Source organism: Paenibacillus sp. strain BS8-2, from assembly GCF_054483835.1.
The window spans coordinates 4729748-4745541 of the sequence record NZ_CM137010.1; the positions used below are offsets into that span (position 1 = coordinate 4729748).

Consider the following 15794-nt stretch of genomic DNA (forward strand, 5'->3'; position numbering starts at 1 on the left):
ATCATTACCTTCTACCAGAGCCATGGCGTGATGGATGGAATGAGACCATTAGCAGCAAGTCCTCTCATCATGGACAAAATGCCAACTAAAACGGCCGTCACTACACCTGCCCTCCGCATGAAACGTCGCCACTTGCGATTCGCGAACGCTGCAATGGAAGCCGCTGCAGCTAATGCGGGAAAGGTAGCGAGTCCGAATAAGGCCATGATAGCCGCCCCTTCCAACGCGTTGCCCGATGCCGCAGCGTTCATCCCCATTGCATAGGTTAAGCCGCAAGGAAGAAAACCGAACGCGATCCCTGTCAACAGAACATGGATCGCGTTGTTTCTTACACTTGTCTCTTTACTGGCGCCGCTCGCCAGCTTGCGATGAAGAATTCCTGATATTTTGCCCATCACGGGCAGCTGGAACCTGCGCCACAACCATAACAAGACGAACAGTCCGCCGATGATAGATGCAAGTCCGCGGATGCCCGCAAGCTTGCCAGCTACATCAACAAACGATCCGACGGCTCCCATAATCGCTCCCATCGCCGAATAGGACAAGACTCGACCGCCGTTATAGAGAAACATCGAACTCGACGCTTTCATCCCCGATTGCAACGAGACGGTGGATACGATTCCACCACACATGCCGATACAATGAGGCGCGCTGAATAATCCCGTTAACATGATCAGGCTGACGGCATGCCATGTTAAAGTCATCGGACTCGCCTCTGCTCTGCTGCTCGTAGACTCACATTCAGCCTCAGTGCGTTGCCGACCACGGACACGGAGCTAAGCGCCATCGCAGTTCCAGCCATCCAGGGCTGCAACAGGCCTGCCGCCGCGAATGGTATCATAATTGCGTTGTAGAGAAAGGCGAATGCAAGATTTTGTTTAATATTACGAAGGGTTAAGCGACTAATACGAATAGCTTCGGGGATGGCAGATAACCTTGAGAATAACAGCGTCATATGACCTGCAGCCAGCGCGGCAGTTGTTCCACTGCCCATCGCGATGCCTACATCGGCGGCGGCAAGAGCAGGAGCGTCATTCCAACCATCGCCTGCCACCGCCACTCTCCCTCCCCGCGACTTCAACGATTCCACGAGCGCGAGCTTGCCCTCAGGCATCATTGATGCATGGACGTCTCGGATACCGATTAACGTGGCTGCCGCTTTGGCTGGAGCTTCATGATCGCCGGTTGCGACAATCGGTTTAACGCCAAGCGCACGAAGTGCCTTGGTCGTCAATACAGCATCATCCTTAAGCCGATCAGCAAAACCGATAATACCGACACATTCCCCATCCTTCGCAACGTACAATACTGTTTCACCGAACTTCTCCCGTTGCTTTGCTGATTGAGTGACTGCCGCTCCTACGCGGCAACCCTCCCGTTCGATATGTCTCAGATTACCGAAAGAATAGTCAGATCCATTCATCCTTCCTTGTACTCCGCCAGCTGCCGTCATGACGATCCCTTCCGCTTCTCTTACCTGCATGCCTAACCGGTTCGCTTCCTCCCGAATCCCTTCTGCGAGAGGATGGGTCGACTTCATCTCCAGCGATGCGACAATACGAAGCAATGCCGATTTCCCCATTGTGAACGACTCAATATGTCTGACTTTTGGTTTGCCTTCTGTTAACGTACCTGTTTTGTCCAAAATAATGGTGCGAATAGCGGCAAGTCGTTCCAGCACGCTGGCTTCTTTCGCGATAATGCCCCGCTTCGCAAGACGACCCGAAGAGATCGCAAGCGAGATCGGAGCCGCGAGGCCAAGTGCGCATGGGCAGGCGGCGAGCAGGACGGCGATTGCGCACATTGTCGCTTTTCCCCAGTCTCCGGGAGACAACCATAAACCCCAGCCTACGAAGGCTGTCAATGCACAAACTAACATCATAGGAACGAACCACCTCGCCATCGCATCGACTTGCGACTGGATCGTCGATTTCGACCGTTGCCCTTGCCGGACCAGCTCTGCGATCCGATTAATCATGGTGTCGTGTCCAGCTGCTTTGGTCTCGATGCGAAGTGTCCCATAAATATTCTGGGTCCCAGCCCATACCGGATCGCCAGCTATCTTGGCTGCTCCCAGACTTTCGCCTGTCAGCAGAGATTCATCGATCATCGATTCACCACTTTGAACCACGCCGTCAATTGGGATCATTTCGCCGCCTTTCACAATGACGATGTCACCTTCGCGGACGAACTCCGTCTTCAGCTCTGTCAGGTTGCCATCTCGTTCGACTACAGCCGTTCTGCTATGCAGTTGACCGAAACCAAAGGATTCGTCGTATGTTCGGAGTGACGCGTTTGTTTCGATCAGCTTACCGAGAAGGATTGCCGTCATGACAACCGCCGACGTTTCAAAATAAAGGGGCGCACCATGATGCGGCCAATCCGCCCCATGAATTAGCCCTTCGGTAAACACGATATAATGGCTGTAAAGATACGCAGCCGTCGTTCCAAGCACAACAAGCACGTCCATGTTCGCGCTGCGCTGGCGAATGGCATGGTACGCACCAAAATAAAACGGCATCCCGATCACGAATTGTATAATCGTCGCCAATAAGAGTTGTAACCATGGTTGATGAATCCAGACGGGCACAACACCGGCAATCGGCTGCAACATAGGCACATGCTGGAGCATTGTGCTAAGGAGCGGTAATGTCAGCAGTGCCGCCGCTGCGAATCGGAACAGAAGCGCTTTACGTTCCTTCCGAAGCCCAAGGCCTGCAGATTCCGTCGTCATCGCTGTAAAGCCGAGTTGTCCAATTTTTCCAGCAATCTCTTCCTTGGTTGTATCTCCTGTTTCAAGCTGTACCCATGCCGTCCGGAGCGAGAAGCTGACCGCCGCGTTACGTACGCCTTCCATTCGGCCGACTGCTCGTTCTATCCGAACCGCACACGCCGCACAGCTCATCCCTTGTATGGTGAAATCGAACTCGGTCACATCTCCGCCATGGTCAGCATGACCGGCTGACGCGCCATTACTCATATCCATCGCCTCCCGATCCGAAGGACCGAGACCTGCCGCATTGGCGGGCTCGTACCTCTGCCCTACACTATATGCGCAAAACACAACCATCATGACGGACACCAGACGAGTCTTGCCAGCACCTCGACTTATCAACATGTATAAGCCGCAACTTTATTCCATATATAGACGTTAAATAATTGACGCTTAAGCTAAAATTTACTTGTCTTTCATATCTTTTCAAGAAACGAGGAGCCAGTCGTTGAAGATGCCGATGAAAATGATCCCTATTATCCTGATTGTAATGCTCATCCTTTGTTCTTGTGGAAATACCACATTTCAGAAAGATAGGTGGCTTGAGGAGCCCGAGAACAGAGCGGAGATGCTGAGCAGCTTGTACAAAAAATATAATCTGGAAGGCATGACGGAGGAAGAACTGATTGAGGTGCTTGGCGAACCCGCAGAGACGCTGGATGAGCCATCCAGACAACTCCTTTATTTTGTAGGCTATGCAGGGTCCGGGGTTAAAGTTTCGTTGTTACAATTTCAATTTGATGAGCAAGGCAAGCTGGATCGTCACGATATTATTTACAAATAATCATGCGGTATTTTGCAGTCATATTGCAGCAACAAAGTGGGGAGATGACTGTCTTTCATCTTACCGTTTGTTCACAGGAGGATTAAAAGGTAAAACAAATGATTATTTAAAAGGACAGCTTATCACCTTACAATATATCGGTCTGCATTTTAATCAGTCACATTCAGATATAAAAGGATTTATGGATTATTGTTTAGTTGCAATCGAAGAACAGAACATGAACGGTTTAACAGATGCAATTAATCAAGCTATCCATATAACGGAAGTCCTCGGACTGGACTCAAATCCTAAACAAATTAAGCGTGTGTTGAAGGAATATAATCAATTTCTCTCCAATTACCCATTTCCGGCGGTGTCCAAGTAGAAAATACGAAAACACCACCGCATATGACCCGCCCTATGACTCCAACGTATGTAGAAAACTACATACAATGTGCTGCGACCCAACCATGTGGCTCCAACGTATGTAAAATTCTACATACAATGTGCTGCGACCCCTCCATATGGCTCCAACGTATGTGCAATTCTACATACAATATGGCGCGACCCAGCCGAATGGCCCCAACGTATGTAGAATTCTACATACAATGTGCTGCGACCCAACCATGTGGCTCCAACGCATGTAGAATTCTACATACAATGTGCTGCGATCCAACCATGTGGCTCCAACGCATGTAGAATTCTACATACAATGTGCTGCGATCCAACCATGTGGCTCCAACGCATGTAGAAATCTACATACAATGTGCTGCGACCCCTCCATATGGCTCCAACGTATGTAGAATTCTACATACACTGTGCTGCGACCCCTCCATATGGCTCCAACGTATGTAGAATTCTACATACAATGTGCTGCGCCCCCTCCATATGGCCCCAACGTATGTAGAATTCTACATACAATGTGCTGCGACTCTAGCATATAGGTAGCAGCAAGATGGGAAACGATGATCGAATGTGCCTGCGATGTTACAGTGGGGCGGATCAAGCCCGCCTTTACTCTTACCCGTAATTACTGGTTTCTTATTGGCTGCCGGTAGCGTTCATCGAACATTTGTGCAAGCTTATCCTTGACTTCTACTACTCCGAATCCATGTGTGATACGTCCAACACACACATACACACACATGGATATATTCGGTACACAGCTAACAGACGACTTTCTCTGCCGTATCCTTGTTCGTAAATCTATTCATATGCGCTCCTTAATCCCGCTCGTAGATCGACCCGATACGACTTGCGAACAATTCTGTATAGACCTTCTCTGCATAAGCGTCTGTCATGCCGGCGATATAATCGGCGACGACACGCTCCCAGGGCCATGTCCCCTTCTGCCGATCATAACTTTCCACCCAGTCCGGCGGCAGAATGAGTCTTCCCGTCGAATCATTCTCGAGACTATCCCATAAACGATGCAACATGTTTTCGCTGCGCTTCTGCAGTCGCTGTACCCTGAAGTCCTTGATGAGCGTAACCCAAGCGAGCTTCTTCAAAATTTCCATCGTCCGCAGCAGCTCCAGATCCTCCGCTCCATCCTTCACGAACGTGATCCGTTTCCAACCAGTACGCGGATCATCGATGATGCCTACGCTATTAGCAAATTTACTCACCCAGCGAGCTTTCATCTCACGTCTGGTACGCGACGCCTCGCGACCGTATTGGACGTACACTTCCTTCCATTGACGGTAATATTCATCCAGTACTCGTTTCACCATGGCATTGAGATCACCTTGCTCCCACTGCACCGCCTTCATCGTGGCTGGATCGTCGATAACCTCCTGCACTACACGTTTCACTAACCGATCGTCCTCGAAAAAGTCTTCCGACAACAGAATTTTGCCAGCGCGGATGCCGTCTTCGATATCATGGGTCGAATAAGCGATGTCGTCGCATAGATCCATCAGCTGAGCTTCTAATGTGCTGCAGCCCTCTGGCATTCCCCATAATCCACGCAAATAATCGATCCCCGCCCATTCCATCGGGTACACGCCCTTCATGCGGGCTGGATCATCGAGACAGAATGGATATTTGTTGATCGCTAGCAGCACAGCCGCCGTTAAATCGGAGCCCCGCTCGCTGCCTGCTCGTTTGTCGAGGAACATCAGAATTCGGAAATTTTGTGCGTTGCCTTCGTACGGGATGCCGTAGCGAGTACGCAGGATAGAATCCAGCACCTCTTCTCCCTTATGCCCGAATGGCGGATGTCCAAGATCATGAGCGAGCGCGGCACATTCGACCACTTCGGGCAGCAGCATCAATCCGGGATGTTCGTTTTTGGCGAGAAAGGTATAGGTCTTGCCAAGCCTGCGAGCCACCTCCCTCGCAATCTGCGACACCTCCAATGAGTGCGTCAGCCTAGTTCGGTAATAATCGCCGGAGCCTGCCCCAAACACTTGCGATTTGCCTTGCAGTCGCCGGAATGCCGGCGATTGGATGAGTCTTGCGTAATCCTTCTCATATTCATCCCGATCCTCGCTCGACAACGTATTGCCTATATCATGCAGCCTAAGCTTGCGAATGTTCATCTGTCATCACCTTTTCAGCTTTGTCTATGTTGATAATGGCATATTCGGGCCTTCTTGGCAAAAGAGATAGACAAAAGCCTGGTCATTTCATGGCAAAGGTGAGGCGTAACACCTTAATAAAACGCGCCGCGAAACCTGTTGCGAGGCTCCGCGACGCTTAAGGTCCGGCTAAGCGGTGCCGAACGACACGCCGACACGGGATAACAGCTTGCGATAGGCGATTGCCAGCCTGTCGCATTTGAGGTGCAGCTCTGCTTGCAAATCTAGCGGCAGCAACTCCGGCTTCTGATTCTCGACGATTAACCTGTCTTGCTCGAGCAGAATGTCCTGGAAGGTAATAAAGGTTTCGTCGGGCTCGTCGAATGCGTAATTACGTTCCATTATCATAAACACAAGGCTTTTTTCTTCGTTCTTGGGAGCTACGAACAGATACAGGTTAAACACATCATCAGAGCCTTCGATCCGTTTCGTCAATGACACGCTCATCGGATGATAAATCTCGTACGTGTAGAAGGTGTTCACGCCTACTCCACGACCGTCGGGATCTGGTTGATACACTTCGATCTCGTCCGTACGCAGCGCTCCATCTTCTGCTTCATGCACGCGATAATCATTGATTTCCGAGAACTCACTGTCTCCAAGCATCCCTTCGTGCACATACATCAGATGAGACACATCGAGGAAGTTTTCCACGACGCGTGGACCAGCGGCAGCCACCTCATAGGGGCCCATAAATACGGGAACAAAATCCGTCAGCAAGCCGCGTGTTCCAATAGTCGGCAAGCCGCTAGTTGGTTCTCCCAAACATACCCAGATGATACCGTGTACCTCTTGACATGCAATGGACGGTGTCTTGGCTTTGGTCGGGATCGCGGTCCCCTTAGGCAAGGATGGAATAAGCGTACAAGTTCCACAAGCATTATAGCTCCATCCATGATATGCGCAGACGATCTCGTCATTGCGCACCTTCCCGAGCGAAAGCGGAACGCCTCGGTGTATACATAAATCTTTAAGCGCATGAACGCCGCTGCTCGTTCGGAACAAAACAACCTTCTGGCCAAGCAGCTCGACTGGATGTGGACGATCCTCCAAGCCGGACGAGAAGAGGACGGGGTGCCATGCGTTCAGAAGTACGGGATCAAGTACCGGCATTCTCGGATCATCCTTTCGCTTTTCATTGGTTAATGTCATTAATAAAATCATTAGTTAATGATATAAATTACTGCGGAATCGTTCCCTTCACGCCTTTGACAAAATAATTCATGACCAAAATATCCTCTTGCTTCATCGTCTCGCCTGCAGCAAGCTTCTCAGCGCCGGATTGATCAATAATCGGACCCGTAAATACCTCGAATGTTCCGTCATGAATTTCTGTTTTCTTCGCATTCACTAGATCCTGGATATCTTGTGGCACGTTCTTGCCGAACGGTGCGATATCAACCATGTTCTCTTTGAAACCGCCATAATATTGATGCGTCTCCCACGTTCCGTCTATTACACTTTGAACGACATCAACGTAATATGGACCCCAGTTGAGGACAGGATTGGTCACATACGTTTCCGGCGCGTAACGGTTCATGTCCGAATCGTTGCCCATGCCCCAGACGCCTTTCTCTTGTGCTGCCTGAATACCGGCTGGAGAGTCTTGATAGTTCGCGAGCACATCTACGCCTTGGTCCAGCAAGCTGATTGCCGCTTGGCGCTCCGTAGCCGGATCGAACCAAGTGTTGCTCCATACGACGGAAACTTCTATATCCGGATTAACGCTTTGTGCCGCTAGTGTAAAGGCATTAATCGTATAGATAACCTCAGGGATCGGGAAGGCGCCTACGTAACCGATTTTGTTGTTTTTCGTCAGTTTGCCTGCAGCAAGACCTGCCAGGTAACCTGGTTGATAGCCTTTGCCTTGGTAAGTGGCAAGGTTAGGCGCCGTCTTGTAGCCTGTCGCATGCATAAATTTCACATCCGGATACTTCTCCGCGACATTAAACATCGGATCCATATAGCCGAAGCTGGTACCGAAGATCAAATCGTGATCCTGAGCCAGCTCCTCGAACACGCGTTCCGCGTCTGGTCCTTCCGGTACATTTTCGACGATCGTCGCTTTAATTCCGAACTTTTCTTCGACCATTTGACGGCCTTTGTCATGCTCAAACGTCCAACCGCCATCACCAGGCACACCGATATAAACAAATGCTACCTTAGGCAGCTCAGCAGGCTTCTCGCTTTCTTCCGCAGCAGCGGATGCTTCGGGCGTTGCAGCAGGAGATGCTGACGGCGACGGGCTTTCTTTGGTCGTGGAGGCTTGAGAACACGCGGTAACGAATACAAACATCAATACGAGAACGGCTGCAAACATCTTTTTGTATGATTTCTTGGACATATGGCTTCTCCTCCTGGATTCTAAGTATGGCAGCATCGTTGCACGGCTCGCAGTATCCCGCCGTAACCCGTGCAACGACAGAGATTGCCCGACAATCCCTCTGTAATCTGTTCGGTTGTCGGATTAGGCGTTTCATCAAGCAAACCTTTGACTGACATGATCATCCCCGGCGTACAATAACCGCATTGGAACCCCCCTTCTTCTAAAAACGCCTGTTGAATGGGATGTTGAACATCCTCCGCCAACCCTTCGATTGTCGTGATGGTCTTTCCCACGCATTGGTAGGCCATCACGAGGCACGAATTAACGGGCTTTCCATCCATCAGGATCATACATGCCCCGCACCGCCCAAGCTCGCAAGAGATTTTTGTACCGGTTAGCCCGAGATCATCCCTTAACAGATGGAGCAGCTTTGCCGTAGGATGTGTATTCACCTCTTCTTCAAGGCCGTTGACGATGCCCTTCCATGTGTAATTGCTCATGATGACTTCACTCCTTTGGCGAACAAGCCGTCGTAGCTCGCGATGAGCTCTTCCCTGCGAATCGGTAAACTTTTTATCTTTGTTCCTATGGCATGAAACACCGCCGCGGTAACAGCCGGTGCGAGGACAACCGTTCCAACTTCTCCAATACCGCGCGGACCGTAAGGATCATCCGGCGGCAGCTCTTCGATGGCATGGAGGGCAAATCCTCCGGCGGCATCGGTTATGGTGGGGATCAAATACGTATCCAAATTTTCTGTCTTGTACCGTCCTTCAGCCATCACAGCATCCTCGAACAACGTGAAGCCTTGCGCCATCACGCTGCCTCCTTCGATCTGACCGATATATCCCATGGGATTAATCGCTGGTCCGGCAGCAATGGCATGATATTGATCCAAGATCCGAACGGCTCCGGTCAAGACGTTAACCTCAACCTCCACGGCAATGGCTACGCCTGTATACAAGTAATGACCACCGACAATTTCATCCGGTGTCGTAGGGAAAGCAAATGAGGCTTCACAGACCAGTTGTTCCTTCGAGTGCTCCGATAACTCCAGATACGATGCGGCTAGCCGCTTCTGACCATCCTGCTCCGTTGTCCACAGCCCTACAGGCCCCATGGTTAGCGATCCCCGCGGTATACTTGTCGTAATCTCGGCAAGAGATAAGAGCTGTTCCACCAGCATCGGTACCAATCTGCGAAGGGCCATATATGCAATCGTTGTGGAGCGAGAAGCTGTACTGGAGCCAGAATGCGGCGTTCGATCCGTATCGCCAATGACGATGCTCAAGTCTTCGCTGCTGCATCCCAGCATATCGGTTAACATAATATCGAGCGTAGCCGTTATGCCTTGACCAAATTCCTCGAAGCTGAATGCCGCCTCAAGCTTCCCCTCTTTCGTTAAACTTAATCGTCCGCCGCCGGGATCCGGAATGCCGTAACCAAGCCCCGAACCGTGCATCGCAATCGCAGCGCCTATCCCTCTGCGAAGCCAAGGCTCAGAAGAATCGCTGCTCAGCTGTCTTCGTTTCCATAACTCGGAGCTCTCAACCGAGTGCCATACACTCGTTACGCCTTGCGTCGGCAAGATACGATGGCCGAACGGCCCCGGATCCGTTGGCTCCCGGAGATTCAGCTTCCTGAATAACCAAGGATCCATACCGGCCGCATCCGCTAGCCGATCCATCTGACTTTCGACGCCAAAGATCGATTGATTGCCGCCAAACCCCCGGAATTCGCCAGACACACCGTTGTTCGTAAATACAGATACACCTTCAACCTTTATATTCGGAATCCGGTAAGGACCCATCGCATGCTCCGTCGCGAAGTTCAGCACTGGCGCGCCTAGCGTGCTATAAGCGCCTGTATCAGCAACGATTCGCACTTGATGCGCAAGTAACCGCCCATCCTCAGCCATCCCCGTCTTCATGGTCAACTTCATGGGATGTCGTTTAAGTCCCGCCCTTACGGATTCGCGTCTAGTATTATGGAGCTTAACGGGTCGTCCTGTCTTGAGCGCAAGAAGCGCTCCGTACGGCTGGACATTCAGCTCATCCTTGCCGCCAAACGATCCGCCTATGGGGCTGGATACGATTCGGATATCCTCTTCAGGCATTGCTAGGATGCGGGATAATTGCATACGATCCTTAAATCCGTGTTGCGTTGCCGCATATACGGTCAGCCGTCCACCCTTCTCCGGGACGAACAAGCCGCCTTCGGTCTCCATATAGGCGTGCATTTGGCGAGGCGTCGTATACGTTTCTTCGACGATATGCGCGCACACTGCGAACGCTTCGTCCAGCTCTCCCTGTTCATAGAACGTACGATGCAGAACGTTCCCGCCAGGATGAAGCAGCGGCGAACCCGGCTGCATCGCTGCTTCTGGATCAATTACGAGCGGAAGTGGCTCGTAATCGACTTCGATCAGGCCGAGCGCCTTCTCCGCGGCTTCCCGCGTCTCCGCCGCTACTGCAGCGATCGCATCGCCAACATATCGCACACGATCCTTACATAAGACGGGCTGATCAGGTGTAACGATTCCGAAGGCATTCAGTCCCGGCACATCGGCATGCGTGATGATTGTAATAACACCTGGTACTTTCATCGCTTGATCGGTTCGAATATCGAGAATAAAGGCATGTGGCTCCCGGCTGCGCAGAACCTTGCCGTGTAACATATCTGTAAGTGCAAGATCTGTAAGATATCGCAGCTTGCCAGATACTTTATCCGGTCCGTCCGGTCGCTGTCTCCATCGCAATCCGGCTGATTGTTTGTTCAACAGCATGTGACTCGCCTCCTTGCACGGGTGTCGGACACTATTTCTTGAGCATTCTCCAGAATTGGGCGGTGATGAGATTGGCCGATGCTTCTTTGCGATAGTCAGTTCCTGCGAATAAATCGCCAGCGGCCGCGTATTGACGTTTGATCATTTCATGAACGCCAGACAACGTTGCTTCGCTTAACGAAGTCCCATTGAGTACGGCTTCCGCTTGCGTCAATCTGTGCGGTATAGCCGCCCCGCCGCCCGCAGATAGTCGAACATCCTGAAATTCTCCATTGCCGCGGACCGTTCCGGTGCCCGCTACGGTAGTGAGCGAAGGTATAAAGCTTTCTCGGCGACCGACTTTTTCGTAGAAGGCAAATTGCTGATCGCTTTGGATCCTCACGGGTACAAACACTCGTATGACAAGGTCATCCCGTTGCCGTACCCCTGCAGCACCCTCCAGCCATTCGCGAACCGACAGTCGCCGCCTAGTATGATCTTGATACATGAGCACCTCCGCATCCATCGCGAGCAGCGCCGGGATCGAATCTCCGATCAGACTACCGATATTGCCACCAAGTGTTGCCAGATTGCGCACGGAAGGCGCGGCAATTTGTTTGATCGCTGTGACCAGCAACGGACAGCCCGCTTCCAAAGCATGGTTGCCTTTGCACTCGTTTAACGTTTCGCCGGCGCCAATACTGGCTATCTCCTCCGTCAGTACGATCCCTTTCATCTCGACAATATTCGCTAGACTAATAAGATGCTCGCCTCGTGGGCGCGTCTCGTTCTCCCATTGCGTCCGAATCAGCGTTCCTCCTGACACGTAAGCAGCCGTTTCCCCGAATTTGCGCTTCAGCGCCCACGCTTCTTCCACCGTGCGAGGCTCCCACACGATCGATTGTTCGCCAGATTGTCTATATTCCATCGCCATTTCCGTTCACCTCCGAGAGTTGAAGCTTGCCTCTAGAATCGTTGTTCACGAATATATGGAATGCCAAGTGCCTTGGGTTCTTCGGATGGTTTGTTGCGATTTCTCCAGCCGACAACCATCAACACCAGTATGGTAACAATATAAGGCGTCATCTTGAGGAAGTACGAAGGGATGCCAATATCCATCAACTGCATTCGGAAGCCAAGTGCGTCCAATCCGCCGAATAGGTACGCGCCGCCCAATGCCAATAACGGGTTCCACGCTGCCAGAATAATTAGAGCGATCGCGATCCAACCTCTTCCTGCCGTCATGCCTTCAATCCAGTTTGGCGAATAGACCATGATGAGATAACAGCCGGCGAGGCCCATCAACATGGAGCCGGCGATAACATGACCGTATCGCGACGCCGTCACGGACAATCCCATGGCATCCGATGTAGCTGGATTGTCGCCTACCGCCCGAAGATGCAAGCCCCAAGACGTTTTGTACATGTACACATATAACCCGCCTACCAACACAAAGCTGAACCAAACGAATATATCCAGATTGGAGAAGATGCGTCCGATAAAGGGAATCGCCTCTAGAAATCCGAGGTCCCATCTCGGGACTTGCACCGCAAGAGCAGCTCCCGCAGCCGGCTTGCCTAGATAAGCGCTTAGTCCTGTACCAAATAACGTTAATGCCAGACCGCATACGATTTGATTCGCTCTTAACGTCACCGTCAAGAATGCATGCAGCAGCCCTATGCCTCCTGCTGCAGCCAATGAAGCGAACAGGGCGGCCGTCATACTGCCCGTCTGCATGAAGGTTAAACAGGAGACAACCGCTCCAATCAACATCGTTCCTTCCGTACCCAAGAAGATCACGCCGGATCTTTCACTCAAGATGCCGCCGAGTACCGCGAATAGAAGCGGCGTACCAGAAGAGATGGCGGCTATAATGAGGTTGGAATAAAAGTCCATATCAAGCCAGCTCTCCTTTCGCTTCGTGGTTACTTGGCGTCCTGCGCACCAACCTGTATCTGCTCAACATTTCCCCGCCGATCAGGCAGATGAGAATCGCGCCTTGCAGCATCATCGACATGGATGACGGCAATCCGATTGTCTGTACACTGAATCCGCCAACGATAAGTCCACCGATGAAAACCGATGTCACGATCATGCCCCACGGGTTCAGCTTGGCTAACCAAGCGACAATAATCGCCGTGTATCCGTACCCTGGCGAGATACCATACATCAATCGATGGGATACCCCGGATACTTCGCTCATACCAGCCAACCCCGCTAGCCCGCCGCTGATCATCATCACGAGCAGAATATGTTTGTTGATCTTGATCCCGCCGTATTTGGCTACTTGCGGATTCGCGCCAAGCAGCTTCATCTCGTATCCCCATCTCGTCTTGCTGAAGACGAAGGCGAACACAACGACCGCAATGAGTGCGAACATTAATCCATAATGCAGACGAGATCCGGAGAAGGTCATTAATTGCTGCTCCAGCCCGAATACTTTTGTACCTGGGAAGTTAAAGCCAGCCGGGTCGCGCCATGGACCAAATACCAAATAATCCAGCAGCAACAGAGCTACATAATTCAACATGAGTGAAGTAATCAACTCGTTTACGCCAAAGTATGTACGAGGCACCGCTGTAAGCAGCCCCCATACCGCTCCGGCTGCCATGCCCGAGATAACCATAACCGGGATGTACAATACGCCTGGTAGTCCTGGCAAATATAAAGCAACGGCAGATGCGGCAATTGCACCAACGACAAGTTGACCCTCCGCACCAATATTCCAGATTGAGATTCGATAGGCGACGGCGACGCCGAGACCGCATAACAGAAGCGGAATCGCCTTTACCAGTGTCTCGCTTATTCCAAAGGTTGAGCCAAATGCGCCTTTGGCCATCTTGGTATATACCGTTATGGGATTCATGCCATTCAGCCAAATAAATATCGCGCAGATCAGTAACGCAGCAACAACGGAAGCAACGGGCACCCACCATGCTCCGCCTTTCTTCAGCGGATCGTATTTCAATGAATACGGCATCGCTAATGTTCGTTTTCGTTTGTGGCGCGGCGACACGGACGAAGCAGTCGATTCGGCCATCACTTTCTGATTCATCGCACGGCTACCTCCTTATCATCGATACCAGCCATCATGCGACCGATTAGCTCTCGATCCCCGCTCTGCCGATCCAGCTCACCGACAATGCGGCCACCGAACAATACTATGACGCGATCGGACAAATGCAGCACTTCGTCCAGATCCTCGGAGATTAACAATACGCCGGCCTGCGCATCCCGAAGACCTAGCAACATATGATGCACCGTTTCGGCAGCGCCGACATCGAGACCTCGAGTCGGATGTACGGCAATCATCAGCTTGGGCTGTTGATCAATCTCTCTGGCAAGGAGCAACTTCTGCTGATTCCCCCCCGACATTTGCCTGACGGGCTGTTCAAGACCGCCATGCCGGACATCGAATCGTTCGGCCAATCCATTGCCCCAGCTTTCATTGCTCTTGGACCTAAGCAGTCCGAAACGAAAATGTTTGTTCGTTCTATACGTCTTGAGCATTAAGTTATCGACGATGCCGAGACTGCCGGACAACCCGCTTTTCATCCGATCCTCGGGAATATGGGCCACACCTTTGTCAATCAACACTCTGACACTGGCTTTATTCATCTGCTCGCCGCGAAGCACCATGCTCCCCTTGCTCCAAGGACGCAGCCCCGTAAGTGCTTCGGCAAGCTCCTTCTGACCATTGCCAGCTACACCCGCTACTCCGACAATCTCGCCTTCTCGAATTTGGAACGAAATGTCGTTCAGAGCAGGATGTCCATGATCGGAGAGGACAGTCATACCGCTTGCATCAAGGATCGTCTCTCCGGTCAAACCTTGCATGACAGGCTCAGCCTCACGCATTTCCCTACCCACCATTAATTCCGCAAGACGGTTTGCATTCGTGTCTTCGCAATGGAGTGAGGCAATCATTCGGCCTTTGCGCATAACGGAGATTCGATCGGCGACTGCCATCACTTCTTTAAGCTTATGTGTTGTAATAATCATGGTTTTGCCTGCGGTCTTAAGCTCCCGAAGTGTCTGGAACAACGCCTCCGCTTCACCCGGAGTCAGGACGGAAGTTGGCTCGTCGAGCAATATAATATCCGCTCCGCGATACAATGTTTTTACGATCTCAACACGTTGCTGCTCACCTACTGACATCGCCCAGATCGGAGTTTCCAGCGGTATGGTTAAGCCGTATCGCTCGCAAATTTCTGCGACTTGCGCCAGCTTTCTCTTCTTCCAGCTTCCTCCGCGCCATGGCTCGCTCCGCTCACCGAGAATGATATTATCCAGAGCCGTGAGCGTGGGCACCAGCCTGAAATTTTGATGCACCATGCCGATTCCGAGTTTCATCGCATCTTTGGGAGAAGCAATGACGACAGGTTTGCCATGGACTGCTATCACGCCCGCATCCGCTCGATACAAGCCTGATAACAAGCTCATGACCGTGCTTTTACCCGCGCCGTTCTCACCAAGCAACGCATGAATTTCTCCTTGACTCACTGAGAAGTTGACATGGTCATTAGCGACAACCGCCCCGAAAGTTTTGACAATACCGGTCATCTCGATCGCGAGTTTCATCATAT

The 15794-nt window shown here is 51.5% G+C and carries 13 protein-coding genes; 2 read left to right on the plus strand and 11 right to left on the minus strand.

What is annotated here, in order from left to right:
• Positions 1–11: 11 nt before the first annotated feature.
• Both ACX1C1_RS20510 and ACX1C1_RS20515 read right to left on the minus strand, forming a co-directional pair.
• Positions 12–704: a sulfite exporter TauE/SafE family protein gene (locus ACX1C1_RS20510; RefSeq protein ID WP_458954014.1), complete on the minus strand. Its 693-nt coding sequence runs from the start codon at positions 702–704 to the stop codon at positions 12–14.
• Complete coding sequence (locus tag ACX1C1_RS20515; protein ID WP_458954015.1) at positions 701–3118, minus strand: heavy metal translocating P-type ATPase; 2418 nt, start codon at positions 3116–3118, stop codon at positions 701–703. The genes ACX1C1_RS20510 and ACX1C1_RS20515 overlap by 4 nt, the downstream gene beginning before the upstream one ends.
• Positions 3119–3353: 235 nt before the next feature.
• On the opposite strand from ACX1C1_RS20515, the gene ACX1C1_RS20520 reads away from it, so the two are divergent.
• Both ACX1C1_RS20520 and ACX1C1_RS20525 read left to right on the plus strand, forming a co-directional pair.
• Complete coding sequence (locus ACX1C1_RS20520; RefSeq protein WP_458954016.1) at positions 3354–3557, plus strand: hypothetical protein; 204 nt, start codon at positions 3354–3356, stop codon at positions 3555–3557.
• Complete coding sequence (locus ACX1C1_RS20525) at positions 3514–3921, plus strand: hypothetical protein (RefSeq protein ID WP_458954017.1); 408 nt, start codon at positions 3514–3516, stop codon at positions 3919–3921. The genes ACX1C1_RS20520 and ACX1C1_RS20525 overlap by 44 nt, the downstream gene beginning before the upstream one ends.
• 838 nt (positions 3922–4759) lie before the next feature.
• Here ACX1C1_RS20525 and ACX1C1_RS20530 read toward each other — a convergent pair.
• The 9 genes from ACX1C1_RS20530 to ACX1C1_RS20570 all read right to left on the minus strand — a co-directional run bounded on the left by ACX1C1_RS20530 (position 4760) and on the right by ACX1C1_RS20570 (position 15792).
• Entirely contained in the window at positions 4760–6079 is a 1320-nt protein-coding gene (locus ACX1C1_RS20530; protein ID WP_458954018.1) for a deoxyguanosinetriphosphate triphosphohydrolase family protein, read from the minus strand.
• Positions 6080–6247: 168 nt separating this feature from the next.
• A complete protein-coding gene (locus ACX1C1_RS20535; protein ID WP_458954019.1) occupies positions 6248–7231 on the minus strand; it encodes a Rieske 2Fe-2S domain-containing protein in 984 nt (327 codons plus the stop codon).
• 67 nt (positions 7232–7298) lie between these two features.
• Positions 7299–8462, minus strand: coding sequence for a BMP family ABC transporter substrate-binding protein (locus ACX1C1_RS20540; RefSeq protein ID WP_458954020.1), 1164 nt, complete (start codon positions 8460–8462; stop codon positions 7299–7301).
• A gap of 20 nt (positions 8463–8482) precedes the next feature.
• Positions 8483–8944, minus strand: coding sequence for a (2Fe-2S)-binding protein (locus ACX1C1_RS20545; protein ID WP_458954021.1), 462 nt, complete (start codon positions 8942–8944; stop codon positions 8483–8485).
• A complete protein-coding gene (gene pucD / locus ACX1C1_RS20550; protein WP_458954022.1) occupies positions 8941–11229 on the minus strand; it encodes a xanthine dehydrogenase subunit D in 2289 nt (762 codons plus the stop codon). Before pucD ends, ACX1C1_RS20545 begins: the two co-directional genes overlap by 4 nt.
• A 31-nt stretch (positions 11230–11260) precedes the next feature.
• Positions 11261–12142, minus strand: coding sequence for an FAD binding domain-containing protein (locus tag ACX1C1_RS20555; RefSeq protein WP_458954023.1), 882 nt, complete (start codon positions 12140–12142; stop codon positions 11261–11263).
• 32 nt (positions 12143–12174) lie between these two features.
• Positions 12175–13104 carry an ABC transporter permease gene (locus ACX1C1_RS20560; RefSeq protein WP_458954024.1) on the minus strand — a complete coding sequence of 310 codons (930 nt, stop codon included), beginning with the start codon at positions 13102–13104 and terminating at the stop codon, positions 12175–12177.
• A 1-nt stretch (position 13105) separates the two neighbouring features.
• The gene (locus ACX1C1_RS20565; protein ID WP_458954025.1) at positions 13106–14263 is read right to left on the minus strand and encodes an ABC transporter permease; all 1158 of its coding nucleotides are present in this window, start codon (positions 14261–14263) and stop codon (positions 13106–13108) included.
• The gene (locus ACX1C1_RS20570; RefSeq protein WP_458954026.1) at positions 14260–15792 is read right to left on the minus strand and encodes an ABC transporter ATP-binding protein; all 1533 of its coding nucleotides are present in this window, start codon (positions 15790–15792) and stop codon (positions 14260–14262) included. The genes ACX1C1_RS20565 and ACX1C1_RS20570 overlap by 4 nt, the downstream gene beginning before the upstream one ends.
• Positions 15793–15794: the final 2 nt, after the last annotated feature.

Coding starts and splice junctions, on each gene's coding strand:
- ACX1C1_RS20545 (WP_458954021.1), bottom strand. CDS start 8,944: ATGAGCAATTACACATGGAAGGGCATCGTCAACGGCCTTGAAGAAGAG.
- ACX1C1_RS20530 (WP_458954018.1), bottom strand. CDS start 6,079: ATGAACATTCGCAAGCTTAGGCTGCATGATATAGGCAATACGTTGTCG.
- ACX1C1_RS20525 (WP_458954017.1), top strand. CDS start 3,514: ATGAGCAAGGCAAGCTGGATCGTCACGATATTATTTACAAATAATCAT.
- ACX1C1_RS20515 (WP_458954015.1), bottom strand. CDS start 3,118: ATGTTGATAAGTCGAGGTGCTGGCAAGACTCGTCTGGTGTCCGTCATG.
- ACX1C1_RS20565 (WP_458954025.1), bottom strand. CDS start 14,263: ATGAATCAGAAAGTGATGGCCGAATCGACTGCTTCGTCCGTGTCGCCG.
- pucD (WP_458954022.1), bottom strand. CDS start 11,229: ATGCTGTTGAACAAACAATCAGCCGGATTGCGATGGAGACAGCGACCG.
- ACX1C1_RS20570 (WP_458954026.1), bottom strand. CDS start 15,792: ATGATGAAACTCGCGATCGAGATGACCGGTATTGTCAAAACTTTCGGG.
- ACX1C1_RS20560 (WP_458954024.1), bottom strand. CDS start 13,104: ATGGACTTTTATTCCAACCTCATTATAGCCGCCATCTCTTCTGGTACG.
- ACX1C1_RS20555 (WP_458954023.1), bottom strand. CDS start 12,142: ATGGCGATGGAATATAGACAATCTGGCGAACAATCGATCGTGTGGGAG.
- ACX1C1_RS20510 (WP_458954014.1), bottom strand. CDS start 704: ATGACTTTAACATGGCATGCCGTCAGCCTGATCATGTTAACGGGATTA.
- ACX1C1_RS20540 (WP_458954020.1), bottom strand. CDS start 8,462: ATGTCCAAGAAATCATACAAAAAGATGTTTGCAGCCGTTCTCGTATTG.
- ACX1C1_RS20535 (WP_458954019.1), bottom strand. CDS start 7,231: ATGCCGGTACTTGATCCCGTACTTCTGAACGCATGGCACCCCGTCCTC.